This window comes from Methylomonas sp. Uni0009 (genome assembly GCF_054188105.3).
Genome location: NZ_JBTAFN010000001.1, coordinates 1,001,849 through 1,025,171 on the forward strand (window position 1 = coordinate 1,001,849; position 23,323 = coordinate 1,025,171).

Genomic DNA, 23,323 nt, shown 5'->3' on the forward strand with positions numbered 1-23,323 from the left:
GGGATAGTGCGTCAGCCCGGCAGGGTTGCCATATCGATCACAAAGCGGTATTTCACGTCGCTTTTCAACATACGTTGATAGGCGTCATTGATGCCGGCCATCGGAATCAGCTCAATATCGGACACGATGCCGTGCTCGGCGCAGAAATCCAGCATTTCCTGAGTCTCGCGAATACCGCCGATCAACGAACCCGCCAACGCGCGGCGGCGAAATATCAGGTTGCCGACGTTCGGCGAGGGATGCGGCTCGGACGGCACGCCGACCAGGCACATCGTGCCGTCGCGCTTCAACAGGCTTAAATATTGATCCAAATCGTGCTGCGCGGCGACGGTATTTAAAATGAAATCAAAGCTGTTTAAATGTTTTTCCATTTCGTCGGTGTTTTTTGAGATCACCACCTCGCTCGCGCCCAAGCGTTTGGCATCCGCTTCTTTACCTGGCGAAGTCGTAAACAGCACGACTTCCGCGCCAAAGGCGTGGGCAAACTTCACGCCCATATGCCCCAGACCGCCCAAACCGACGATGCCAACCTTATGGCCCTTGCCGATTTGCCAATGCCGCAACGGCGAATAGGTCGTAATACCGGCGCACAGCAGGGGCGCTACCGCCGCCAACTCCAGCTTATCGGACACTTGCAACACAAACCCCTGATCGACCACGATCTGATTCGAGTAGCCGCCGTAAGTCATTTTGCCGGTGTATTTATCCGGGCTGTTGTAAGTGAACACCGTTTGGTCGCAAAACTGTTCCTGATGATCAAGGCAATCGGGACAGACGCCGCAGGAATCCACCATGCAACCTACCCCGGCCAAATCGCCCACCTTAAATTGAGTCACTTGGGAACCGACTTCCACTACCCGACCGACAATTTCGTGGCCCGGCACTATCGGAAACGTCGTGCCGCGCCATTCGTTGCGCACCTGATGCAAATCGCTATGGCAAACCCCACAATACAGAATTTCGATACGCACATCCTCGGAACCGGGTTGCCGGCGTTCGAAATGAAACGAGCGTAGCGGCGTTTGCGGGTTATAGGCGGCATAGCCAACCGTTTTAAGCATATCGATCTCCTGCGATTAAGGTTTTATAAAGGATCACAACCGCTGTTTTGAATGCGTGTGTAATAATTGAAAGAAAAGGAAACTTTAATTTTGTTTAATGGACTTTAGCTTAATTATTCGATTGGGAGTAACAAGTGATCCATAACGTAGCAGAAACGGTTTTTGGACATGCCGGATGGCGTGATCTAAGAAATAACATTAATCTCTGGATACAATTCTTAAAAAATTTTCGCCGACGACTGATTTCTAGGGGAAAACTTAAAAAAGCGAGTGGAAATCAACTTCTAATTAACTTCGGTTGCGGAAACCTTGCAAAAGAAAACTGGATCAATATAGACATGACGGACAGCCAGGGTGTCTACTTTCATGACTTGCGTAATCTTATTCCGCTGAATAATCAATGTGCTAAGCACATTCATTGCGAACACTTTCTAGAGCATTTGGAATACTCCTATGCGAAAAAATTACTTAGAGAGTGCTATCGACTACTCGAAAATGGCGCCACGCTCAGACTAATCGTGCCCGACGCTGAAAAATACTTGAAAGCTTACTGCTTTGACGACAAAGAATTTTTCGAACAACTTAAAAATTTGGGAGGCAGCCCAAAGCCATACAACACAAAAATGGAAATCATTAACCAAATGTTCCGAATGGACGACGACCACAAGTTTGCCTGGGATTTCGAAACGTTGAAGCTCGCTTTATCGGAAGCTGGTTTCACACAGATCAATCGCTCCGAGATAGGCGATATTGAAGCTCAATACAACATTGATGGTACCGACTGGTGGCGTCCCGTAGAGAGTTTATATATTAATGCCACTAAATCTAATACCTAAAAACGAGTTATCGAAAGAAAAATAACGAGCTCATCAAAAAGCCTTTGTTTCATCGTTCTCGTAAAACCTAGCCCCCCGCATTCGGGCGCGGGGGGCTACGAGTTTTTCGAGGTAGTCCAGTTATTAACTTGTCAGTTTTAAATACTTCTTGTACAGACTGTCCTTGTCCTCGACCACATCCGGATCTTTATCGATACAATCCACCGGACAAACTTCCATGCACTGCGGCTTGTCATGATGACCGACGCACTCAGTGCATAGGGACGGGTTGATCACGTATATATCATCACCTTGCGAAATGGCGCCGTTCGGGCACTCCGGTTCGCAGACATCGCAGTTGATACAGTCGTCGCTAATAATGAGCGCCATAATTACTCCTCGGAAAATTTTTCGGTTAAGCGTTGTTTGACCACATCAGGCACGAAGCTGGACACATCGCCGTTCAATTGGGCGATCTCGCGGATCATGCTGGACGAGATAAATTCGTATTGTTCGGCCGGGGTCAGAAACACCGTTTCAATATCGGGCGACAAACGGCGGTTCATGCCGGCCAATTGAAATTCGTATTCAAAATCCGACACTGCACGCAAGCCGCGGATGATGACGCTGGCTTGATGTTGCTTGGCACATTCGACCAACAAGGTGTCGAAACCAATCACGCGGACGTTGCTGAATTCCGTGACCACTTCCTGAATCAACGCCACGCGCTCTTCCAAGGAAAACAGTGGCTGTTTGCCGCGGCTGACCGCGACGGCAACAATCACATGTTGGTAAAGCCGGGAGGCGCGGTGGATCAGATCCAGATGACCGTTGGTGATGGGATCGAAGGTGCCGGGATAAATCGCGGTAATGTTCATCGGCTTTGGAAACAGGCAAAAGCGGCTTATTTTAAACCATTCGCCGCGGCAAAAGTATCCGATTGCTTTTGCAGCAGGTGGTAGCTGACTTCGCCGGCCGTCTTGGCTTTCAACAATCGCCAGCCGGCCGGCAGATCATCCAACGGCCGCTTGCGCTCACATTCCAGGTAGATTTTGGCGTAATCGGCCAGCCAGCCTTGGGCGTCCAATAGTCGGCAGGTCTGCCCGATCAAACCTTGCCCGAACGGCGGATCTAGGAACACCAAGTCGAACGGTTGAGCCGGCGCGTTTAGAAATTGCCCAACGTCTTGCTGCACCACCTGAATCTGTGTCGCCGCCAATTTGGCGATGTTCTCGCGCAGCTTTTGGCAACTGCCAGGGTTGTTTTCCACTTGCACCACGTGCTTGGCACCCCGCGAGGCAGCTTCCACCCCAAGCGCGCCGCTACCGGCGTAAAGGTCCAGGCAGCGGCTATTCAGGATGTCGGCTTGCAGCCAGTTGAACAAGGTTTCCCGCACCCGCGACGGCGTCGGCCGCAAACCCGGCGCGTCGTCGAATACGATTTGCCGGCTGCGCCATTCGCCGCCGATGATGCGGATTTGGTTAGACATTTTATTTACCGGCACCGACCGTCACGGTTTGCAACAACTCCGGTTTTACCCGGCGCTTGAACGCATCCTTGATTTGCTCGATGCTGACAGCTTCGACATTGCTCTGAAAGGTATCCAGATAGTCCAGCGGCTGCTGATAAAACCCAATCATCGCTACGTAATCGGTCAGCTTGCTGTTGGTATCGAAGCGCATCGCAAAACCACCTGTGATGTTTTGCTTGGCGGCGGTCAGTTCCTTATCGCTGGGGCCTGTATCCAGAAACTCGTTGAAGGTCTTCAGCAACACATCCAAAGCCTGTTCGGTTTGATCGTTTCGGGTTTGCAAACTCATCATGAACGGCCCCTGCCGGTATAAGGGCGCAAACACGCTATAAGCACCATACGCCAAACCGCGCTTCTCCCGCACTTCTTCGAATAACCTTGACACCATACTGCCGCCCCCCAAAATATGGTTACCTACATACAAGGCGAAATAGTCCGGGTCCTTACGATAGGTGCCGGGCAAGCCAACCAGTACGTGGGTTTGCGTGGACGGAAACTCGATGTGCTGTTTGCTGGCTTTGCTAGGCATCGTCACCACCGGAATTTCGGCAGGCTTACTGCCAACCGGTAACTTGCTCAGTAACTGGTTAGCGGTCTGCTCGGCTTGCTCGCGACTGACGTCACCGACGATGACCACCATCGCGTTAGCAGCCACATAGTATTTTTGATAAAAGCTTTTCAAATCGTCAGCGCTAAAACCGGCCACGGTTTCCACCACGCCGGTCTCGGGATGGGCGTAGGGATGATCGCCATACAAGGCTTTGTTAAACGCGATGCCGGCCAATTCGCCCGGTGATTCTTCCCGGTGTTTCAAACCAGCCAAGGTGCGGGCTTTTTCCCGCTCGAAATCGGCTTGATTAAAGGCCGGCTTGCTCAATACGGTTTCGAAGGTCGCCAAAGCTTTGTCGAACAAGGCTTTTTCGGTCAAGGTCCGTATCGCCAGCCAAGCCATATCCTCGTTGACACCGGCTGAATAATTGGCGCCTACCGACTCGAAACGCTGGGCGATGTCGTCGGCGCTCAAGTCGCCGGCCCCACTATCCAGTAAGGCTGAAGTCAACGCGGCGACGCCGAACTGCGCGTCGTCGCGGGCGCTGCCGGCATCGAATACCACCCGCACATCCACCATCGGCAAACCGGCGGTGCGCACGTAGTAAACCCGGCTGCCTTGCGGGGTTTGCCAGTTTTCGATTTTGGCGGCGGACCAGACGGTCTGGCTCAACAGCAATAGTACCAAACCAATTAAATTAAAACGCATGATGGCCTCCTATGGCTTTTGCAGGTTTGGCGGCTTGGGTGATCGGTTGCGGATCGAGATAAGCGACGGTGAGCGTGTCTTCGATCAAGTATTTACGCGCCACTTCCCTGACCTGCTCGGCGGTGACTTGATTGATCTTATCGACATACTCGTCAGCTTTTTGCCAACCGATACCCACGGTTTCCAGCGTGCCCAATTGCATGGCTTGATAGAAGTTGGAGTCTTTCTGATAGACCGCGCTGGCCAATACTTGAGCCTTGATGCGTTGCAATTCGTCCTTGTCGATCAACTGGTTCTTGAGTTGATATACCTCGTCCAGCAAAGCGTATTCCAGATCAAATACGGTTTTGCCTTCGGCGGGGGTCGCTTCCAACAGGAACACCTCAGGCAAGCGCGAAGTGAAGTCGTAACCCGCACCGGCCGATACCGCGATTTGTTTGCCCCTGACCAACCGCGAAGACAAGCGGGCACTATCGCCGCCGTCCAGCACACCCGCCAGCACTTCCAGCGCGTACGCCTCCCATTCCGGCTTGGCGGTTTTCAGTACCGGGACTTTATAGCCCATCATCAGGTAGGGCAGTTTGGCGGGGGCTTTGACGGTAATCCGTCGCACGCCGCGTTGTTCGCTTTCGTCTTGCGGTTTCACTGGCTTCAACACGCTGGGTTGCAGCGGCGCAAAATATTGCTCGGCTAACTTTTCGACTTGCAACGCATCGACATCACCCACCACCACCAGTGTGGCGTTATTCGGTGCGTACCATTGCTGATACCAGGCTTGCAGGTCTTCGACTTTATAGTTGGCAATATCGGACGGCCAGCCGATCACCGGATTTTGGTATGGGCTGTTGGTGAAAGCCGTAGCCATGAATTGCTCATGCACTTTCGAGCGCGGCTGGTCGTCGGTGCGCATGCGCCGTTCTTCGGTGACTACTTCCAGTTCTTTTTTCAGTTCCTCGGCTTTCAAGTCCAGATTGCGCATCCGGTCGCTTTCCAGTTTAAAGCTGATTTCCAGGCGCGATTTTTCCAGGGTTTGGAAATAAGCCGTGTAATCCTGGCCGGTAAAGGCATTCTCGTTACCGCCGTTTTCGGCGATGATCCGGGAAAACTCGCCGGCCGGATATTTTGCGGTGCCCTTGAACATCATGTGTTCCAACATATGTGAGATACCGGTGATGCCACCGGGTTCATAGCTGGACCCGACCTTGTACCAAACTTGCGATACTACCACCGGCGAACGATGGTCCTCCTTTACCAGCAGTTTCAAGCCGTTGCTGAAAACATGTTCGTGTACCTTGCCGGCCTCGGCATGCGCCGCGACAGCAGGGCAAAGCAGCGCTAACGCCGCGAGCCTATAGTTCATAAATCCCTCGTTGACTAAAAGATGGTGAGCGCTTGTGATTATTTTAATAATCAATGGTTCACTGTTATTCTATATGTTTAAAGACCCGCAAATCTATTTGGTACTTGATGACCGACACCACTTCAGCGCTATCCTGGAAAGACTACTTAGAACTCTGTAAGCCCAGAGTTGTGGCATTGATCGTGTTTACCGCCATCGTCGGCATGTTGCTGGCCGTGCCGGGCATGCCGCCGCTGGATAACTTTTTCTACGGCAGCATAGGCATCGCCCTAGCAGCATCCTCGGCAGCGGCGATCAATCACTTCATCGACCAAAAAGCCGATGCGCAAATGGGCCGCACCAAGAATAGACCACTACCCACCGGTCATTTGAACTCTCATCAGGTATTGGTATTCGCCAGCTTTATCGGCCTTGTAGCGATGGCGATATTGACCATCAAAATCAACGTATTGACCGCCTTTCTGACCTTTTTGTCGCTGATCGGCTACGCGCTGATTTATACGGTATACCTTAAAAAATTAACGCCACAGAATATCGTCATCGGCGGCGCGGCCGGCGCAGCGCCGCCGGTGTTGGGCTGGGCGGCGATTACCGGCGAAGTGCATCCGCATGCGTTGTTGCTGTTTTTAATTATCTTCGTTTGGACCCCACCGCATTTCTGGGCTTTGGCTATCGCCAAACGAGACGAATACGCCAAAGTTGCCATCCCGATGCTGCCGGTGACGCATGGCGTCGAATTCACCCGCCTACAGATTTTGCTTTACACCATTTTGTTGCTGATTAGTACGCTGCTGCCCTATCTAACCGGCATGAGCGGCGTGATTTATTTGCTGGCCGCCGTAGTATTGGGCTTGGGTTTTATCTATTACGCCGTGCAAATGATGCGTAAAAAAGACAATAAAACCGCAATGCGCACCTTCGGCTACTCCATTATTTATCTGATGCTGATTTTCGCAGCATTGCTGATCGATCATTATTTTCCATTGTCATTCTCATGAGCTTGTTGACCCAGGAACATCCGTTCGCGGAATTTATCAAGATACTCGGCAAGGGCAAGAAAGGCGCCCGGCCGCTGACCCAAGACGAAGCCTACCGGGCCATGCAAATGATATTGGCCGACGGCCAGGTCGAGCCGATTCAACTCGGCGCATTTTTGATGCTGATGCGGGTGAAGGAAGAAACCTGCGAAGAGCTAGCCGGCTTCGTGCAAGCCGCGCGGGAAAGCTTCGCCTTCGAATCCAAAGTAGCTGTCGATCTGGATTGGTCGTCCTACGCAGGCAAACGCCGCCATTTACCCTGGTTTTTATTATCCACGCTGCTGCTGGCAGAAAACGGTATAAAAGTATTCATGCACGGCGCCGGCGGCCATACCGAAGGGCGTTTGTACACTGAAAATGTGCTGCAAGCCTTAGGCATCAAAGCTGCAACCTCGATAACCGAAGCCGGCCAGCAATTGGAGCAAGATAATTTCAGCTATCTGTCGCTGGAATATATTTGCCCAAAACTGTACGACATGATCAATCTGCGACCGGTGATGGGCTTGCGTTCGCCAGTGCATACATTGGTCAGATTGTTGAATCCGTTCGATGCCACGGCCAGCATTCAAGGCATCTTCCATCCCAGCTACCGGCAAGTGCATCAAAAAGCCGCTTTGCTGCTGAATCAGAAAAACATGGCGGTGTTAAAAGGCGAAGGCGGCGAAACCGAGCGCAATCCGGACGTGGAATGCCTGGTACAAAGCGTCAATAACGGCGAACTGAACGACGAGACCTGGCCGGCCCTATTCGAACGCCGGCACATGAAAGCCGAAGACATGGACCCGCAGTTATTGGCGCAATGCTGGCGTGGAGAGCTTAACGACGAATTTGGCGAGGCAACCGTGATAGCGACTGCCGCGGTTGCGTTAAAGCTATTGGGCAAAGCCGATAATCAGGAACAAGCTCAGCAATTGGCGACCGAATTTTGGCAGGCGCGTAACCGGCAACGTTTTTGAGTGGCCGACGACGGTTTAACCCTCAGTTCTAGCCGGCTTCCAGAGGCGGATAGCTAAAGTTTGGAATACCCTTGATATAGTCGCGTTGCAAATGCAGATACTGCAAGCCCATCAGCGTGGAAATATCGTCGTGATCGACCCACACTACCTTAACCTCGCCTTCCAGATTCAAGTGCTTGTAATCGAATTTGGCCACCGTACCGTCCGCCACTTCAATTCTGCCCAGCATGCGTATCATCAAACCGTCCACCGAGACATTTTCGGTATTAAACGCATAATCATTGCCGTTGAAGACAATATGACCGGGCGCGGTCATGTTTTTGCGGTAGGCGCGGCGGCTGTAGAGTAAATTATCGGTATCGTAAGACAAGTTGCGAAACTCGATGGCAATTTCAAATCCGCCCTCGGTAGCTTCGGCGCGCACCATTTCCGCCTCTCCAGCCAAGCGCATGCTCGGCAGATAAAAATCGACTATCGGCGAAACTTGCAAAGCATTAAAAATGTCTTTGATGCCATTGACCTGCGGCTCGACCTTCAGCACTGCCAGCAAGCCGGAAAGCGACAGATTCACGACCCAAATTTCGTGCTCTTCAAAGCCTAAATACAGCAATCCTTGGCTAGCCAGGTTTTTGCGATAGGCGCGTTTTTCGGTTGTTGGCATAATAATCCTTCTGTTTGGCAGGGCTTTTTAAAGGTAAATCCTTTTAGCAATCTAATTTATTGGGATATGAAAAGCAGAATAATTTGTCTGGCTAGTCTAGCCGTTTTATCGGCGTGTACAACCATGCCGCCGAAAAACCCGGAAAATATCTGTCAAATCTTCCGGGAAAAAGACGATTGGTATCAAGCAACCTTAAGCTCCGCGCGGCGCTGGGGCGTGCCCATTGCGGTGCAGATGGCGATCATCCATCAGGAATCCAGCTTCGTCGCCGACGCCCAACCGCCCCGGCCATTGATTCTCGGCTTTATCCCTTGGTTTCGCTCCAGCAGCGCTTACGGTTACCCGCAAGCCAAGGACGAAACCTGGGCGGACTATCAGCAAAAAGCCGGCAACGGCTGGGCCGATAGAGAAGATTTTGCCGACAGCTGCGACTTTGTGGCTTGGTATTGCGCCACCAGCAACCGCAAGCTGGGCATTCCCACCTCAGACGCCAACAATCTGTATTTAACCTATCACGAAGGCTTAGGCGGCTATCAGCGAAACAGCTTTTTATCCAAGCAATGGCTGATGAATACCGCGCAAAAAGTCCATCAACGCGCCTTGCGTTACGACGCCCAACTGGCAAGTTGCCGGCAGGAGTTGGAACAAAAAAACTGATAAACTAGCCGCCCCAATCATCTATCGGGAGTTTTCATGAAATCCACGAAACAACGTGTCATCGCCATTTTAATCGCATTTATTACAGGATTTGCTATGTTCTCACTGGCCAACGCCAACGCCCCCACCCCAGCCGAAAATAAAGCAGCCGGGGAAAAATTTCTGGCCGAAAACGCCAAAACCGCCGGCGTGGTAACCACCGCCAGCGGTCTGCAATATGTGGTCTTCACCGAAGGCACCGGCGCGCAACCCAAAGCCACCGATAACGTCACCGTCCATTACAAAGGCACCACCATCGACGGCAAGGAATTCGACAGCTCCTACGGCCGCGGCGAACCCGCCACTTTCCCATTGAACCGCGTCATCGCGGGCTGGACCGAAGGCGTGCAATTGATGAAAGAAGGCGCGAAATACCGTTTCTTTATTCCTTCTAACCTGGCTTACGGCGAGCGTGGCGCGGGACGGGATATTGGGCCTAATGCGGCGTTGATTTTTGATGTTGAGTTGATTAAGGTCAACTGATTTTTTTGTGTCGCTAACGCGACGGATTATTTAGAAGTCGGTTCTCGCACCGACAGGCGAGATACTTTCTTTTGCTTGGCCAAAAGAAAGTATCCAAAGAAAAAGCCACCCGGACGCCGCTTATTTCCTGCGCTCCGAAGCTTTCGACGGGGGTTGACGAAAGGGGCTTCCTGCCCCTTCGTCAACGCGCCACATCCCTGCGGCGCCCCTACGGGCTATTCACTCGGTACCTCCCTGTACCTCGCCCTTCGGGTGCTGCGCATGCAAATCGGCTATCCTGCCGATTTGTCCCGCCAAAAGCTCCGGTGCTCGGCGCGGCATACGGGATAACCCCATCCCATAATCTAAGATCAAACCAACGTACGTCGAGCTTAATCATTAAGCATGTTGGAATATTGTGTTTGGCTCAAACAAAATCTGAATCCTTTTTCCAGCTAGACTTCCCCCTAAACTGACATAACATGTATATCACCCGATTCGGGGAGATATACAGAAACTTTCTAATCACTTGTTGGCATTTTTAAAGGAGTATCGATGCATCGTTTCTTTATAACCGCAGCCTTTTTGGCGATGGCTGGCCTAGCCCATTCAGCCGAATCCCCTACGCCACTAGCTCCCGGCTTTACCCTGGAAAAGCATTCTGTCGGTGAGTTATCTGCTTCATGGTGGATGTGGGCAATGTCTAGTCCTGATGAAATAAACCCTGTTAGAGATATTTCGGGCAATAACTGCCATGTTGGCCAACAAGGCAATATATGGTTTCTGGCTGGTGGCTTCGGCTCGTCGAAAATCAAAAGAAATTGCGTAGTTCCTGCGGGAAAGAGCATTTTTTTCCCTGTGGTTAATATGGTTTATTACCCGCGAGAGGAAAATAATGGTTTTACATGCGAGCAGGCCAAAGCAAATGCCGCAGTCAATAACGACAAAGCCATAGACTTATTTGTTGAGCTAGATGGCGTTAGTGTGAAGAACCCTAAGCGCTATAGAGCAAGAACAGAAAAGTGCTTCAATATTTTTGAACGGGTCCCAAAAAAATATCAGCCGATAAATGCGTATCCATCTGCTTCTGATGGGTATTGGATTGGGCTCAGTCCGTTAAACAAAGGGAAGCACACGCTCAAGTTTGGTGGACGGTACAACAGTGAAAGCAGCGCTTTTGGTCGTATGGTGCAAGATATTGAATATGAAATCACCGTTGAATGAAATGCTAACCCGGCGCTCAACCCCGTTCGCTTCGCTCTCTGGACGCTGCGCGATAAAGCCGCGCAGCACGGTAGGTCCGATTAGCGCAGCGTAATCGGACGCATGTTGAATCAAATCCATCAAGGCACGCCTTACCAAAGAATGGTTGGGATATTCTTCCTTCCTCCGAATACGCTCCGCTATTCGGAGCTTGTATTATCAAGTCGTGCTTTTCAAAGGATAATACCCCGTGAAAACACACCTGAGGGGCACCTCAGGTTTGGGTCGCTGGATGCCGTATCGGAGCTTGGATTTCGAAATCCCCGGCGTAGATCTTTGCAGCAGCGACCCACCCTCGATCAACGATCGGACAGTCTCTTCGGCCCGGTTTCCGGCAGCCTGCATTCACAAGGTAGATCATTTGAGGTTTTCAATGTCCCATTTTTATCTCGGTATCGATGTTTCAAAAGCCAAGCTGGATTGCGCATTACGCTTGCCCAACGGTAAGTTTCGCGCCAAAGTGGTTCCCAATTCGCTTGAAGGCTTTACCGCTTTGTTGACGTGGCTAAACGCCCAAAAAGCTGAATCCGTGCAGGTCTGCATGGAAGCGACCGGCATTTATTGGGAAGACGTTGCTCAGCATCTGGCAACCAACGACTTAACCGTCAGCGTCGTCAATCCGGCACAAATCAAAGCTTATGGCGCTTCACGGCTCACTCGCAGTAAGACCGACACGGTCGATGCTAAACTCATTGCCGATTTCTGCGCCGAACGCAAACCATCCGCGTGGCAACCCCGTAGCGAGGCGGAAGTCACGTTACGCGCACTAGTGTTACGCCTGGACGCCCTGCAAACCATGCGCACCCAGGAAAGCAACCGCTGGCTGGTGGCGCGCGAAGCGGTGCGCGAGGACATTCAGCAGCATCTGAATTGGCTGGATACCGCTATCCAACAATTGATCGACGCCATCAATGATCACATTGATCGCCATCCCGATCTCAAGCAACAGCGCGAATTACTCGACAGCATCCCCGGCATTGGCGAGCGCACCAGCGCTATTATCCTAGCGTTCTACGCCGATACCTCGCGCTTCGCCAATAGCCGACAAACCGCAGCCTTTGCCGGACTCGATCCTAGGCAATACGAATCGGGTAGTAGTATCAAGGGCAAACCCAGACTCTCCAAAATAGGCCACTCGTTCTTGCGAAAAGCCATGTATATGCCTGCCATGGTGACACTTTATAAAACGGCCTGGGGAAAACAATTCAGAAACCGATTAGCCTGCGCGGGTAAGCCCAATAAACTCATTATCGGTGCCATGATGCGAAAATTGATTCATGTGGCATTCGGTGTCTTGAAATCCGCGAAACCCTTCGACTCGGCTATTCATTTGGCTTGACTTGGATAACAGTATCTACTCCACCCAATCCAAAAGTATTGTGAAAGTTTTCGAGCCTGGCAGTGGGTGTCGCCCGTATGCCGCGCCGAGCACCGGAGCTTTTGGCGGGAATAGCCCGAAGGGGCGCCGCAGGGATGCGGCGCGTTGACGAAGGGGCAGGAAGCCCCTTTCGGCAACCCCCGTCGAAAGCTTCGGAGCGCAGGGGATAAGCGGCATCCGGGTGGCCTTTTCTTTGGATACTTTCTTTTGGCCAAGCAAAAGAAAGTATCTCGGCTGTCGGGCCGAGACCCGACATTAAATCAAGCCGTCGCGCCAGCGACACAACCCCAACAAGCCTAACCAAAAAAAACACCCCTACGCCAACACCCTAGCAAACAGCCTGTGAGAATATTCCTGCTCCCGCTGCAAGATAGTTTCGTTTTTTATATCCTTGAGTTTTTTCACCAACACTTCCCCGGTTTCCGGAAAGAAATACACCTTGCGAGGATAGATACCGAGCATGTCGTCAGCGAGGACCGGAATGTTCCGGCCGGCCAGATAACTGCGTAAAAACTGAGCACTACGAGCGCCGACATTGTTGCGCTGCATGCCGTTAAGTATATTGCCGCCGCCGAATACCTTGGCTTCCAGCTCGCCCTCTTCCGCCCCCATGTCGACCAGATGGTTGATGAAATTGTCCATACCGGCACTAGCCATGTTCTCCATGCGTTGGTTGAGCGGCTGGTCTTCGTTGACGTTCACCACCATGAATTGATACATCCCGCCTATGCCCCGCCGCCAATCGCGAATACAGGCAATCACACAGGACCCCAGCACGGTAACAATAAGCTCGCCGGAATTGGTGACACAATATTCGCCGGGAGTGATTTTGCAGGCGCGGATGCGTTGGTGCGGGTCGTAGTAGGTTTCGGAGTATTTTTGCGGATGCATAGCCAGGACCATCTTGAGAGTTGCAGAACATTAATACTTATCAAGCAATAAATCGGCCACTATAAAATTTGGTTTCCACCTCAAATCTTTAGCATTTCAGCGCGCCACCTTGCCGAAGCGATTGTAAACCGCTTCGACAACTATTGATTGATTGGGTATCTGTCTCAGCGCGCCGAGACACAAGCACCCGGGCTATCGACAGTCAGAACGAGCAACGAGCCGGAGTGGTGCGTAGCGCTCGCGATTGGCGCACTTGCTATTATCCCAACCCAAGTCATCACCGGCATATCGTTCGGCAGACCGGGCGAACGATGTCGAATGGAACCGTGGTTTGCAATTTTGCTATAAAAATATCCGCCGCAGTCGCAGCACATTTTAGTATCCTAGCCAGCCATTCCGTACCCAGCCGTCAACCATGAGCCAATACCCACTTTTTGCCACCACGCCTAAAGCGATGGAAGGCATCCTTGCCAACGAAATCAAAGCCCTGGGCGGCCAGAACGTCCGCGAAAAAATGGCCGGCGTGGCTTTTGAGGGTGATTTGGCACTGGCTTACCGGGTCTGCCTGTGGTCGCGCACCGCCAACCGGGTGTTTCTGCCCTTGAGCAGTTTCGAGGTCAAATCCCAGCAGGATTTGTACGATGGCGTCAAAAAGATCAACTGGTTCGAACACATCAAACCGGACGACAGCCTGGCGGTATCGTTTAGCAGCAAAAACAATCCGGCCATTAACAACACCCATTTCGGCGCCTTGAAAGTCAAGGACGCCATCGTCGACCAGATGCGCGCCAAGTTCAACAAGCGGCCCAATATCGATACCGACCGGCCCAGCATTCGCGTCAATGTGTATCTGCATAACGAAACTGCCCAGCTAAGCCTGGACTTATCCGGCGAGAGCTTGCACAAGCGCGGCTACCGTGACGTCAACATCGCCGCGCCGATCAAGGAAAACCTGGCGGCAGCAATTTTGCTGCGCGCCGGCTGGCCGAAAATCGCCGAGCAAGGCGGATCCTTGCTCGATCCGATGTGCGGCTCAGGAACGATGCTGCTAGAAGGCGCGATGATCGCTGCAGACTATGCGCCGGGCTTGCAGCGTGATTACTTCGGCTTCCTGGGTTGGAAAAAACACGATGCGCAGTTGTGGCAAAGCCTGCTCGACGAAGCCAAGCAACGCCGCGATATTGGCTTGAGCAAAATGCCGGTCATCGTCGGTTTCGATCAGGATCGGCGCACCGTGGTAGCCGCCTTGCAGCATGTTGAAAACGCCGGCTTGGCGGGCAAGATTCATATCGAACGGCGCGACATCGCCGATGCGACAGCGGCGGAAAGTTGGCCCAAAGGCCTGATCGCCTGCAACCCACCCTACGGAGAACGATTGGGCGACGAGACGGAAACTTCCGAATTGTATCGCCGCTTTGGAGAGGTACTAAAACAGCGTTTCGTCGGCTGGCAGGTGGCGATGATCATCAGCAATCCGGAATTGGGTTTTAGATTGGGCGTACGTTCGCAAAAGCCGATTACCTTGTTCAACGGCGCGCTGGAGTGCAAATTGCTGCGCTTTAATATTGAAGAGCAGACGTTTTTCGAACCCAAAGCCAAATCCCAGCAAGAACGCATCGAACAAATCAGCCGACGCACCGAGACTGAGCAACCCGACAACCAAGCGGAAATGTTCGCCAACCGGCTGCGCAAGAATCTGAAAAAAATCGGCAAATGGGCCAAGCAACGTCAGGTCAGTTGCTATCGGCTGTACGACGCCGATTTGCCGGAATACGCGGTGGCGGTGGATGTCTACCAAGGTGAGAAAACCTGGATCAATGTTCAGGAATACGAGTCGCCGAAAACCATCGATCCGGCCAAGGCCAATCAACGTTTGGCCGGGGCGATGGTGGAAATCCCCAAAGTCTTGGAGATACCTAAGGAGCAGGTGTTTTTAAAAATCCGCCGCAAGCAGAAAAGTACCGATCAATACGAGAAGCAGGGCGAATCCGGCCGTTTTCATGTGGTCGAAGAAGGTGGCTGCAAGTTTTGGGTGAATTTTGAAGATTATCTGGATACAGGCTTGTTTCTGGATCATCGGCCGATCCGTTTATTGATACAACAACAAGCCAAAGGCAAACGCTTCCTGAATCTGTTTGCTTACACCGGCAGCGCCAGCGTGCATGCGGCGCTGGGCGGCGCGGCCTCCAGCGTCACGGTGGATATGTCCAACACCTATCTGGACTGGGCCAAGCGCAATTTTGATTTGAACGGCATTCAAGGCGATCACAAACTGCTGCGCGCCAATTGCGTGGAATGGCTGGCGGAGCAAGCCGGCGCCAAAGACAAGCCGCAGTTCGATCTGATCTTTCTCGATCCGCCGACATTTTCCAATTCCAAGAAAATGGACGAAGCCTTTGATATTCAGAACGATCATCTGCACCTGCTGCGCAGTGCCGTCGCCTTGCTGGCACCCGATGGCGTGCTGTATTTTTCCACCAACTTCCGCCGCTTCAAATTGGACAAACAAGCCTTGGCGGATTTGCAGATAGAAGACATCAGCGCGCAAACCATTCCGGAGGATTTCGCCCGCGATCAAAAAATTCATTATTGCTGGAGGATAACGCGATGAACGAGTGCTTGCACATCATCGTCAAGGGCCGGGTGCAGGGCGTGTATTTTCGCGCCTATACCCAAAAGCAGGCGGTGAAATTAAATGTGAAAGGTTTTGTCAGAAATCTGGCCGACGGCTCGGTGGAAATCATCGGCAACGGCCATCCTGACGACCTGCAAAAACTGGTGGCGTGGTGCCATAAAGGGCCGATGTTGGCCAAGGTTTCCGAGGTAATCGTCAATCCACACGCTGCCAGCGAGCATTTTGAGTTGTTTGAGATTAGGTAGGTATGCCTGATCAATGCGCATGCGTTCGTCAATAGGGAAACAGAACGCTAATATTCCCTGAAAGCGCAAACACACAGACGGCGCTGGCAATGGCGGCCAAAATGTAACCGCAGAGGCGGACTTTTAGCCATAATCCGATTGAAAACAAGGCGAGCACCAACAAAACCAGAGACAACGCTAGCCAAGAATTGATCTGCACAAAATATATCAACCACTGAGCAGCGATATAAATCGCAATGGCTGCTCCCGCTAGGAGTAGTAAAAGTTCGTACATATTCCAATGGACGCGAATTTAAAATTCGTCTGATTGTTGAAATTAGAGAACTTTAACCAAGAACAACGTTTGAAGCCAATTCTCTCGCCCCATTCCCGCCGTCTCTGCAACGCTTATAACTTCTACCCACCTTCCCCCCTAAATCGGATTACAATAGACAACATTTATTCTCAACAAAGGGCGCAGCTTAGACGCCCGCCAGCAATCGGCAGGAGCAGTTTTGGCAGACAGAATTATTCGCATCGCTACCCGGCAAAGCCCGCTGGCCTTGTGGCAGGCCGAGCATGTCGCGGCACGGCTGCAACAGGCGTTTCCCGGCTTACAAACCGAACTGGTCAAAATGGTCACCCGCGGCGATAAAATTCTCGACGCACCGCTAGCCAAAGTCGGCGGCAAGGGTTTGTTTGTCAAGGAACTGGAACAAGGCATGCTGGAAGGCACAGCCGACATCGCAGTGCATTCCATGAAAGACGTACCTGTGGAGTTTCCGGAAGGCTTGCATCTGGCGGTAATTCTGGACAGAGAAGATCCGACCGACGCCTTTGTTTCCAATCACTATCGCAGCCTGGCCGAATTGCCCGCTAACGCGCGCATTGGCACCTCCAGCTTGCGCCGCCAATGCCAAATCAAGGAAAAATTCCCGAATGCGGAAATCCTGAGTTTGCGCGGCAACGTCAACACCCGTCTGGCGAAACTGGATGCCGGCGAATACGATGCAATCATCCTGGCGTCGGCCGGCTTGAAACGTCTGGGAATGGGCGAACGAATCACCGCTCAATTGCAACCGACGGAAAGCCTCCCCGCCATGGGCCAAGGCGCTATCGGCATCGAGTGCCGGATCGACGACGCCGAGATTCATAAGTATTTAAAGGTATTGCACGACGAGGACACCAGCATCCGGGTCGGCGCCGAGCGAGCGATGAATGCCCGACTGAACGGCGGCTGCCAAGTACCGATTGCCGGTTTTGCTGAAATCAAAGGCGAGCGTTTATTGCTACGCGGCCTGGTCGGCAGCCCCGACGGCACTTTGTTATATAGAGCCGAGGCGGAAAGCAGCCTTAGCGACTTCGAAGCGTTGGGCAAAACCGTGGCCGAGGATTTATTAGCGCAAGGCGCGGACAGGATATTGCGCGAGCTATACCAGTGAACTCGGCTTTAAACGGCGCACGCATTCTAGTGACGCGGCCCGCCGCGCAGGCTGAGAATTTATGTCATTTAATTGAACAACAGGGCGGCGTGCCAATACGCTTTCCAACACTGGAAATCGTCGAAACCCAGCCCGATCCGCAGTTGTTAAGCCAAGCCGTCGCCAGCGACTGGCTGATTTTTACCAGCAGCAACGCGGTGGATTTTGCTATCAAGGCGTTCGGTGGCAAAATGCCGGCCTTGCGTAAATTCAAAGTCGCGGCTGTCGGCGCCGCAACCGCCAACGCATTGCAGCAAGCGGAATGGCCGGTTGATTGCGTGCCGGCCAGCGCATTCAACAGCGAAGGCTTGTTGGCTGAACCTGAATTGCACGCTGTCGCCGGCATGCGCTGCGTCATTGTGCGCGGAGTCGGTGGCAGGGAGAAACTGGCGGAGAGCTTGCGCAGCCGCGGCGCGGAAGCGAGTTATCTGGAAGTGTATAGTCGCCAACAGCCGATGGCGGACAGCACGGAATTGCGGACAGACATAGCCCAAGGGAAGCTGGACGCCGTGACGATCACCAGCGTCGAAGCGTTACAAAATTTGTTGGCGATGCTGGATGACGAGTCGATAGTATCGTTGAAATCGATACTTTTAGTCGTCGTGAGCGAGCGGATCGGCCAAGCGGCCGAAGATTTCGGATTTAAACAGATTGCAGTGAGCACACAGCCCACGGATGCAGCGATTTTAGAGACCTTGACGACGTTATTTAACGGGGAAAACAGTGGCCGAAGTAATTGAAGAACAACAAGAAAATCCAGCTCCGGTAGTGGTGGTTAAAAAGTCTCACGCCGGATTGTGGATAGGCATCACCTCTATCGTATTGGTGATTGCTTTGGCTGGTGCGGGTTTTTTCTTTTTCCAGCAATTGCGCTTCAGTCAAGATACCGAAAACAATCAGGATAACCTGAAGATACTGGAACTGGACAAAGAACTTAACGGCCTGCGCGAACAGCTGAATGGCGTGCAAACGCAAATCGCCAACGTCAATGCCGAAATGACCGGCAAAGATAACCATTTTAATGAAACATTGGCTGATTTTTCCAAGCTGCATGATGAGCGCCTGAGCACGGCGCGCAAAGAGCTGGAAGCCTCCATTGTGGCTTTGCAACGGCAGCTGGGTAAAACCCGCGGCGACTGGCTACTGGCCGATGCCGAATATCTGTTGACCGTTGCCAATCAGCGTTTGCATTTGGTCGGTGACGTCACCACCACCCGCGAAGCGCTGGAAGCGGCCGATCAACGGCTAAGAGAAAGCGGCGACGCGGCGGTATTTAAAGTCCGTGAGCAAATTGCCAAGGAAATCGCCTTGTTAAACGGTGCCACCGTACCGGACATCGTCGGCATCTACAGCGGCATCCAGCACTTACAAGACGCAGTGGAAGGTTTATCGGTGTTCCTGCCGCATGCCGGCAAACAGCCGGAAAAGCCGGAACCGAATAGCGACTTATCCGAACACGGCCATGAAATCTTGAATACGGTGGCCAAGCAGCTGGAAGGCTATGTGGTGCTGCGTCACACCGAACAGCCGGTCAACGCCATCCTGACTCCCGAAGAAGCGCACTTTATCAAGCAGCAATTGAAGGTGCGGCTGGAGATGATCGAAATTGCCCTGGTACAACAAAACGATACCTTGTTTGCCAGCAGCATCGCCGACGCCAAACAATGGCTGAAGAAAAATTTCGCGGAAAATCAGCAAACCGATAACTTCGTGGCTGAACTGGACAAACTGGCGAGTGTGCAAATCCGCAGCCAATATCCGGATGTTAGCGGTTCGTTAAAGCTGCTGAAAGACATCAGTAAATTGCGTATCGAATCCGATAAAGCCGTGCTGAATAATCCGCCAGCGGAAACGGCCTCGCCGGCAATACCCTCTGCCGGCCAGCAATAAGCGAGTGGCATTATGAAAAATCTCATGTATTTTCTAGGCTCCTTGCTTTGCGCCGTTCTGGTGGCGTTTTTGCTGCACAGCTGGCTGGTCAAACAAAACGATCCCGGTTATGTGTTAATCGGTTTCGGCCACTGGTCGCTGGAAACCTCTTTGACCGTATTCGCCGTCGCGCAAGTAATCGGTTTTTTCGTTCTCTACAATTTTTTCCGCTTGATGGGTGTGTTGATTCGCATGCCCAACCAATTTGCCAAGCGCCGCCGCAATATCCGTTTTAATCGCTCGCAGGAAGCCCTGGTTGCCGGCTTATTCGATGCAGCAGACGGTAATTGGGAGCGTGCGGAGAAAGTGCTGATCAAGCATGCCGCGCATAGCGGTGCACCATTACTACATTACTTGACGGCCGCCAGAGCCGCACAATCGCGCGGTGCGCTGGACAAGCGCGACGAGTATCTGCAAAAAGCCAGCGAACAATCCTCGGACACCAATATGACCGTCGGCTTGACCCAAGCCGAATTGCATCTGTCCGAGAAGCAATTCGAGCAAGCCTTGGAAACCTTGGGCAAATTGCACTCAATCAATCCCGGCCATGCCCGCGTCTTGAAAATGATGCATCAGGCGTATCAACATCTGGGCGACTGGGAAGGCTTGAGCAAGATACTGCCTTCGCTGCAACAGCATAAAGTGTTGATGGAAACCGAGGTTAAATTGCTGGAAACGGAAACCTTCAGCCGCCTGCTGAAACAAACCATCGCCCAGGGTGACCGCCAGGCGATCCAAACCTGCTGGGAAGGCATCCCCGATCACATTAAGACTCTGCCGGGTATCGCCAACATCTATTTTGCGGCGATGATTGCCGCCGGCGCCGGCAGTAGCGTGGAATCGGCGATGCTAAAGCAATTGGGCCGGCACTGGGACGACACCTTGCTGGTGTTGGTTTCCAATATTGAAGCCGAAGATAAAGCCAAGCAATTGCAGTCGATCGAACAATGGCTGGCGGTGTACCCCAGCAATGCAGTGTTGTTAAGAGTGCTGGGCAAGCTGGCTTTGAAAGCCGAACAAATGGAGAAAGCCGAACAATATTTGTTGAAAAGCTTGAATACCGAAGCGTCGGTGGCGACCTATCAATTATTGGGCGAATTATTGTTTAGCAAAGGCGACAAGGATCAAGCCTGCGATTATTTCAAACGTGGCATGGAGTTGGCGTCAGCCGAGCTGATTAGCGGTGTGGAATCGATTCGCACAGCTTAAATACTTAAAACAACCCGCGATCAGTTCAAATCCCGAATAACCTCGGCGTCTGCATATTCGCTTTTGATAATCAAAATTTCCGGCAAATTCTTTTTTAACAGCGGCGCTAATTTAGGGTCGAAGTGTTTGCCGGATTCCGAGGCGATATAAGCCAACGTTTCTTCTACCGCCCAGGCCGGCTTATACGGTCGTTGCGACGTCAGCGCGTCAAACACGTCGGCTAGCGCGCAAATTCTGCCGGCAATAGATATATCTTCTTCCCGCAAGCCATTCGGATAGCCGGTGCCATCCCACTTTTCATGGTGATGTTGGGCAATGGTGCGCGCGGCCCGCATCAGCTCGGTCGGCGAGCCGGATAAAATATTGGCGCCTATTTGCACATGGGTCTGCATGATCCGCCATTCTTCGGGGTCGAGCTTGCCGGTTTTTAACAGAATCCGGTCCGGAATACCGATCTTACCAATATCGTGCATCGGCGCCGCATTTAGAATAATTTCCGCCTCCTGCTCAGTTAAGCCATACGCCAAAGCCAACAACTGCGCATATTTACTCATGCGAATGATATGGTTGCCGGTTTCGTTATCCCGATACTCGGCGGCCAGCCCCAGTCTGCGTATGACTTCCTGGCGAGTACGATACAATTCGTCGGTTCTGGTTTTAACCTGTTGTTCAAGAAGACGGTTTTGATCGCGTATCTGATTATGCATCAAGCGCACTTCCAGCAGATTGTGGATGCGGGTAACGGCTTCCAGTTGATCGAAGGGCTTGGTCAAAAAGTCCTTAGCGCCCAAACTCAACGCTTTCAAGCGGGTCTCCATATCCGGTTGCGCACTGAGCACCAACACGGGTAAATAATCGTCTCTGAAACGCTGTTGCAATTGTTCCATGACATCAAAGCCGCTTAAATGCGGCATGCGGATGTCTAACAAAAAGGCATCGAATCGCGTGGTATCACACAGAGAAGTCACTTCGCGAGAATCGCAGGTCGATTGAATATTCCGATAACCCTGGCGCTGCAAAATTTTTTCCAACAATTTGACGTTAGCGGGTTCGTCGTCGACGATGAGAATGGCGGCTTGCAGAATATGCTGTTTTAAGTCCACGTTGCTGTTTTCAAAGAATCATGAAGTTGGGAGCGAAAACCTAGCAGTCCGACTCGTACCGAGCCGTGCCTGCTGAATGGGTTATCCGCGAGATTCTCAGTATAGACAAATTAGTTGAGTCTGCTTTTTACCGCCTGACGCCAGCATTCAATCTAACAGCCCAAGAGATTCCAGAAATAAAACCAGCCGGCCCAAAGTCGAAATATTCAGCGGCAGCGAATGGCCATACAGGAAATATCGTCTTGCGCTTCCCGGTTCAGCATATGTGCTTCCAGGGCCTGTTGGATCGCCGCCACTTCAGCGCCAGGCGGCGCCGTTCGGAGAATCTGCAGGACGCGCTCTTGACCGAATAAGCCGCCGTCAGGACCCAGGGTGTCGGTCAAGCCATCAGAGTACATAAATAACTCGCAAGCCTCCCGCCAATGCCAGATTTCGCAAGTATCGTCGAATTGCCGGTTATCGAGAATGCCGGCAGAGGGGTGTGAGGAACGAAAGGTGTGAACCGGCTTGCCATCGCCATCCAGCGCATAAACATCGGGTAAGCCGCCATTCCACAACTCCACTGACTTTTTTTCAGCATCTATCATGCCCAATACCAAAGCCACGAAACGGCCCGTCGGCATCTGGCTGTACAGCAGGCGATTGATCTCGCGGACGATGATGGGTACGGCCAAGCCCTTTTTCGTCATCGCCTGGAATGCCTGATTGACAATCACCGTCGGTAACGCTGCCGCCAAGCCGTGGCCGGTCGAATCGGCGAGCATAAAGTAAATTTGTTGCTTACTGATGCGCCTGGCGCAAATCAAATCGCCGCTAAAGCGTTTGGCCGGCAATAACCAAAACTGCAAATGATCGTCTTTCAGATCGCTCTGTTTAATTAACCTTTCAAAAATACTCTGTAAAAACTGCTGCTCCGCTTCGTTTTCGTCGCGATAGGCTTTAAGTAGCTGAGTATCGGCAATAATCAGATTTTGCATATCGATCACACGCTGCACCGAACCCAATTTAGCGGCAAGAACAGCACGACTGAACGGTTTTTGCAGATAGTCGTCAGCACCGGCTTGCAGCCCATCCAGGACATTTTGGTCATCGGCTAGCGCGCTGAGCACAAAAATGGGCACCCACTTGTCCAGGGTTCGCTCTCTAATCGCTTTGATAGCCTCCAGGCCATCCATGACCGGCATCATAATATCCATCAGAATCAGATCGGGATTTACGCTGGCCAGAGCGTGAACCGCCTGCTCCCCATTTTCGACCAAAATGACTTCATGCTGCATCCTGCTCAGTAATTTGTCGAGCAATAGCCTGTTTTCGTAGATATCGTCGACAACCAATATTTTCATTAGGAACTGTACCGTTATTCAAGCGAACCG

Annotated in this window: 24 protein-coding genes; 13 read left to right on the forward strand and 11 right to left on the reverse strand. The window is 52.1% G+C overall.

The window, feature by feature from the left end; all coding sequences use genetic code 11:
- Window positions 1–11: 11 nt before the first annotated feature.
- Complete coding sequence (locus ACWAU0_RS04720) at window positions 12–1,061, reverse strand: NAD(P)-dependent alcohol dehydrogenase (RefSeq protein ID WP_458138441.1); 1,050 nt, start codon at window positions 1,059–1,061, stop codon at window positions 12–14.
- A 134-nt stretch (window positions 1,062–1,195) separates the two neighbouring features.
- Here ACWAU0_RS04720 and ACWAU0_RS04725 point away from each other — a divergent pair, with 134 nt between their 5' ends.
- The gene (locus ACWAU0_RS04725; RefSeq protein ID WP_458138442.1) at window positions 1,196–1,897 is read left to right on the forward strand and encodes a class I SAM-dependent methyltransferase; all 702 of its coding nucleotides are present in this window, start codon (window positions 1,196–1,198) and stop codon (window positions 1,895–1,897) included.
- Between the two features lie 123 nt (window positions 1,898–2,020).
- Here the strand turns inward: ACWAU0_RS04725 and ACWAU0_RS04730 are convergent, their stop codons facing one another.
- From ACWAU0_RS04730 to ACWAU0_RS04750, 5 genes are read right to left on the reverse strand one after another with little or no spacing between them, the layout of a single operon-like run.
- The gene (locus tag ACWAU0_RS04730; protein ID WP_171696737.1) at window positions 2,021–2,266 is read right to left on the reverse strand and encodes a YfhL family 4Fe-4S dicluster ferredoxin; all 246 of its coding nucleotides are present in this window, start codon (window positions 2,264–2,266) and stop codon (window positions 2,021–2,023) included.
- 2 nt (window positions 2,267–2,268) lie between these two features.
- Complete coding sequence (coaD, locus tag ACWAU0_RS04735) at window positions 2,269–2,754, reverse strand: pantetheine-phosphate adenylyltransferase (RefSeq protein ID WP_171696738.1); 486 nt, start codon at window positions 2,752–2,754, stop codon at window positions 2,269–2,271.
- 26 nt (window positions 2,755–2,780) lie between these two features.
- A complete protein-coding gene (gene rsmD / locus ACWAU0_RS04740) occupies window positions 2,781–3,365 on the reverse strand; it encodes a 16S rRNA (guanine(966)-N(2))-methyltransferase RsmD (RefSeq protein WP_458138443.1) in 585 nt (194 codons plus the stop codon).
- Between the two features lies 1 nt (window position 3,366).
- Entirely contained in the window at window positions 3,367–4,665 is a 1,299-nt protein-coding gene (locus ACWAU0_RS04745) for a M16 family metallopeptidase (protein ID WP_458138444.1), read from the reverse strand.
- On the reverse strand, window positions 4,655–6,025 hold the full coding sequence (locus ACWAU0_RS04750) for a M16 family metallopeptidase (protein ID WP_458138445.1): 1,371 nt from the start codon (window positions 6,023–6,025) through the stop codon (window positions 4,655–4,657). The genes ACWAU0_RS04745 and ACWAU0_RS04750 overlap by 11 nt, the downstream gene beginning before the upstream one ends.
- Window positions 6,026–6,132: 107 nt before the next feature.
- On the opposite strand from ACWAU0_RS04750, the gene cyoE reads away from it, so the two are divergent.
- A complete protein-coding gene (gene cyoE / locus ACWAU0_RS04755) occupies window positions 6,133–7,023 on the forward strand; it encodes a heme o synthase (protein ID WP_033158560.1) in 891 nt (296 codons plus the stop codon).
- On the forward strand, window positions 7,020–8,018 hold the full coding sequence (locus tag ACWAU0_RS04760) for a glycosyl transferase family protein (RefSeq protein WP_458138446.1): 999 nt from the start codon (window positions 7,020–7,022) through the stop codon (window positions 8,016–8,018). Before cyoE ends, ACWAU0_RS04760 begins: the two co-directional genes overlap by 4 nt.
- A 28-nt stretch (window positions 8,019–8,046) precedes the next feature.
- On the opposite strand, the gene ACWAU0_RS04765 is transcribed toward ACWAU0_RS04760, so the two are convergent.
- A complete protein-coding gene (locus ACWAU0_RS04765; RefSeq protein WP_033158558.1) occupies window positions 8,047–8,679 on the reverse strand; it encodes a PilZ domain-containing protein in 633 nt (210 codons plus the stop codon).
- Between the two features lie 66 nt (window positions 8,680–8,745).
- Here ACWAU0_RS04765 and ACWAU0_RS04770 point away from each other — a divergent pair, with 66 nt between their 5' ends.
- The 4 genes from ACWAU0_RS04770 (at window position 8,746) to ACWAU0_RS04785 (ending at window position 12,439) form a co-directional block, all read left to right on the forward strand.
- Window positions 8,746–9,336, forward strand: a complete 591-nt coding sequence (locus ACWAU0_RS04770; RefSeq protein WP_275899161.1) for a transglycosylase SLT domain-containing protein — start codon at window positions 8,746–8,748, stop codon at window positions 9,334–9,336.
- A gap of 36 nt (window positions 9,337–9,372) precedes the next feature.
- On the forward strand, window positions 9,373–9,858 hold the full coding sequence (locus tag ACWAU0_RS04775; protein ID WP_192392074.1) for an FKBP-type peptidyl-prolyl cis-trans isomerase: 486 nt from the start codon (window positions 9,373–9,375) through the stop codon (window positions 9,856–9,858).
- A 534-nt stretch (window positions 9,859–10,392) separates the two neighbouring features.
- Entirely contained in the window at window positions 10,393–11,061 is a 669-nt protein-coding gene (locus ACWAU0_RS04780) for a hypothetical protein (protein WP_051670343.1), read from the forward strand.
- A gap of 412 nt (window positions 11,062–11,473) precedes the next feature.
- Window positions 11,474–12,439, forward strand: a complete 966-nt coding sequence (locus ACWAU0_RS04785) for an IS110 family RNA-guided transposase (protein ID WP_458138447.1) — start codon at window positions 11,474–11,476, stop codon at window positions 12,437–12,439.
- 354 nt (window positions 12,440–12,793) lie between these two features.
- Here the strand turns inward: ACWAU0_RS04785 and ACWAU0_RS04790 are convergent, their stop codons facing one another.
- On the reverse strand, window positions 12,794–13,369 hold the full coding sequence (locus ACWAU0_RS04790; RefSeq protein WP_458138448.1) for a chemoreceptor glutamine deamidase CheD: 576 nt from the start codon (window positions 13,367–13,369) through the stop codon (window positions 12,794–12,796).
- Window positions 13,370–13,784: 415 nt separating this feature from the next.
- Between ACWAU0_RS04790 and rlmKL the strand changes: the two genes are divergently transcribed.
- Both rlmKL and ACWAU0_RS04800 read left to right on the forward strand, forming a co-directional pair.
- On the forward strand, window positions 13,785–15,980 hold the full coding sequence (rlmKL, locus tag ACWAU0_RS04795; RefSeq protein ID WP_458138449.1) for a bifunctional 23S rRNA (guanine(2069)-N(7))-methyltransferase RlmK/23S rRNA (guanine(2445)-N(2))-methyltransferase RlmL: 2,196 nt from the start codon (window positions 13,785–13,787) through the stop codon (window positions 15,978–15,980).
- Window positions 15,977–16,249, forward strand: coding sequence for an acylphosphatase (locus ACWAU0_RS04800; RefSeq protein WP_458138450.1), 273 nt, complete (start codon window positions 15,977–15,979; stop codon window positions 16,247–16,249). Before rlmKL ends, ACWAU0_RS04800 begins: the two co-directional genes overlap by 4 nt.
- A gap of 28 nt (window positions 16,250–16,277) precedes the next feature.
- Here the strand turns inward: ACWAU0_RS04800 and ACWAU0_RS04805 are convergent, their stop codons facing one another.
- A complete protein-coding gene (locus tag ACWAU0_RS04805) occupies window positions 16,278–16,523 on the reverse strand; it encodes a hypothetical protein (protein ID WP_458138451.1) in 246 nt (81 codons plus the stop codon).
- A 220-nt stretch (window positions 16,524–16,743) separates the two neighbouring features.
- Here ACWAU0_RS04805 and hemC point away from each other — a divergent pair, with 220 nt between their 5' ends.
- The 4 genes from hemC to ACWAU0_RS04825 are packed head-to-tail and all read left to right on the forward strand — an operon-like array spanning window position 16,744 to window position 20,847.
- Window positions 16,744–17,670 (forward strand): hydroxymethylbilane synthase, encoded by a 927-nt coding sequence (gene hemC / locus ACWAU0_RS04810; protein WP_458138452.1) that lies wholly within the window; start codon window positions 16,744–16,746, stop codon window positions 17,668–17,670.
- Entirely contained in the window at window positions 17,667–18,449 is a 783-nt protein-coding gene (locus ACWAU0_RS04815) for a uroporphyrinogen-III synthase (protein ID WP_458138453.1), read from the forward strand. The genes hemC and ACWAU0_RS04815 overlap by 4 nt, the downstream gene beginning before the upstream one ends.
- Complete coding sequence (locus ACWAU0_RS04820) at window positions 18,433–19,599, forward strand: uroporphyrinogen-III C-methyltransferase (RefSeq protein ID WP_458138454.1); 1,167 nt, start codon at window positions 18,433–18,435, stop codon at window positions 19,597–19,599. The genes ACWAU0_RS04815 and ACWAU0_RS04820 overlap by 17 nt, the downstream gene beginning before the upstream one ends.
- Window positions 19,600–19,611: 12 nt before the next feature.
- On the forward strand, window positions 19,612–20,847 hold the full coding sequence (locus tag ACWAU0_RS04825; protein ID WP_458138455.1) for a heme biosynthesis HemY N-terminal domain-containing protein: 1,236 nt from the start codon (window positions 19,612–19,614) through the stop codon (window positions 20,845–20,847).
- Window positions 20,848–20,867: 20 nt separating this feature from the next.
- Here the strand turns inward: ACWAU0_RS04825 and ACWAU0_RS04830 are convergent, their stop codons facing one another.
- On the reverse strand, window positions 20,868–21,950 hold the full coding sequence (locus tag ACWAU0_RS04830; protein WP_033158548.1) for an HD domain-containing phosphohydrolase: 1,083 nt from the start codon (window positions 21,948–21,950) through the stop codon (window positions 20,868–20,870).
- 206 nt (window positions 21,951–22,156) lie between these two features.
- The gene (locus ACWAU0_RS04835) at window positions 22,157–23,293 is read right to left on the reverse strand and encodes a PP2C family protein-serine/threonine phosphatase (RefSeq protein WP_458138456.1); all 1,137 of its coding nucleotides are present in this window, start codon (window positions 23,291–23,293) and stop codon (window positions 22,157–22,159) included.
- Between the last annotated feature and the right edge of the window lie 30 nt (window positions 23,294–23,323).

Excerpts from the sequence above, each read along its gene's own strand:
- ACWAU0_RS04720 (WP_458138441.1), bottom strand. The coding sequence starts at position 1,061 with ATGCTTAAAACGGTTGGCTATGCCGCCTATAACCCGCAAACGCCGCTA.
- ACWAU0_RS04730 (WP_171696737.1), bottom strand. The coding sequence starts at position 2,266 with ATGGCGCTCATTATTAGCGACGACTGTATCAACTGCGATGTCTGCGAA.
- coaD (WP_171696738.1), bottom strand. The coding sequence starts at position 2,754 with ATGAACATTACCGCGATTTATCCCGGCACCTTCGATCCCATCACCAAC.
- rsmD (WP_458138443.1), bottom strand. The coding sequence starts at position 3,365 with ATGTCTAACCAAATCCGCATCATCGGCGGCGAATGGCGCAGCCGGCAA.
- ACWAU0_RS04745 (WP_458138444.1), bottom strand. The coding sequence starts at position 4,665 with ATGCGTTTTAATTTAATTGGTTTGGTACTATTGCTGTTGAGCCAGACC.
- ACWAU0_RS04750 (WP_458138445.1), bottom strand. The coding sequence starts at position 6,025 with ATGAACTATAGGCTCGCGGCGTTAGCGCTGCTTTGCCCTGCTGTCGCG.
- cyoE (WP_033158560.1), top strand. The coding sequence starts at position 6,133 with ATGACCGACACCACTTCAGCGCTATCCTGGAAAGACTACTTAGAACTC.
- ACWAU0_RS04760 (WP_458138446.1), top strand. The coding sequence starts at position 7,020 with ATGAGCTTGTTGACCCAGGAACATCCGTTCGCGGAATTTATCAAGATA.
- ACWAU0_RS04765 (WP_033158558.1), bottom strand. The coding sequence starts at position 8,679 with ATGCCAACAACCGAAAAACGCGCCTATCGCAAAAACCTGGCTAGCCAA.
- ACWAU0_RS04770 (WP_275899161.1), top strand. The coding sequence starts at position 8,746 with ATGAAAAGCAGAATAATTTGTCTGGCTAGTCTAGCCGTTTTATCGGCG.
- ACWAU0_RS04775 (WP_192392074.1), top strand. The coding sequence starts at position 9,373 with ATGAAATCCACGAAACAACGTGTCATCGCCATTTTAATCGCATTTATT.
- ACWAU0_RS04780 (WP_051670343.1), top strand. The coding sequence starts at position 10,393 with ATGCATCGTTTCTTTATAACCGCAGCCTTTTTGGCGATGGCTGGCCTA.
- ACWAU0_RS04785 (WP_458138447.1), top strand. The coding sequence starts at position 11,474 with ATGTCCCATTTTTATCTCGGTATCGATGTTTCAAAAGCCAAGCTGGAT.
- ACWAU0_RS04790 (WP_458138448.1), bottom strand. The coding sequence starts at position 13,369 with ATGCATCCGCAAAAATACTCCGAAACCTACTACGACCCGCACCAACGC.
- rlmKL (WP_458138449.1), top strand. The coding sequence starts at position 13,785 with ATGAGCCAATACCCACTTTTTGCCACCACGCCTAAAGCGATGGAAGGC.
- ACWAU0_RS04800 (WP_458138450.1), top strand. The coding sequence starts at position 15,977 with ATGAACGAGTGCTTGCACATCATCGTCAAGGGCCGGGTGCAGGGCGTG.
- ACWAU0_RS04805 (WP_458138451.1), bottom strand. The coding sequence starts at position 16,523 with ATGTACGAACTTTTACTACTCCTAGCGGGAGCAGCCATTGCGATTTAT.
- ACWAU0_RS04825 (WP_458138455.1), top strand. The coding sequence starts at position 19,612 with ATGAAAAATCTCATGTATTTTCTAGGCTCCTTGCTTTGCGCCGTTCTG.
- ACWAU0_RS04835 (WP_458138456.1), bottom strand. The coding sequence starts at position 23,293 with ATGAAAATATTGGTTGTCGACGATATCTACGAAAACAGGCTATTGCTC.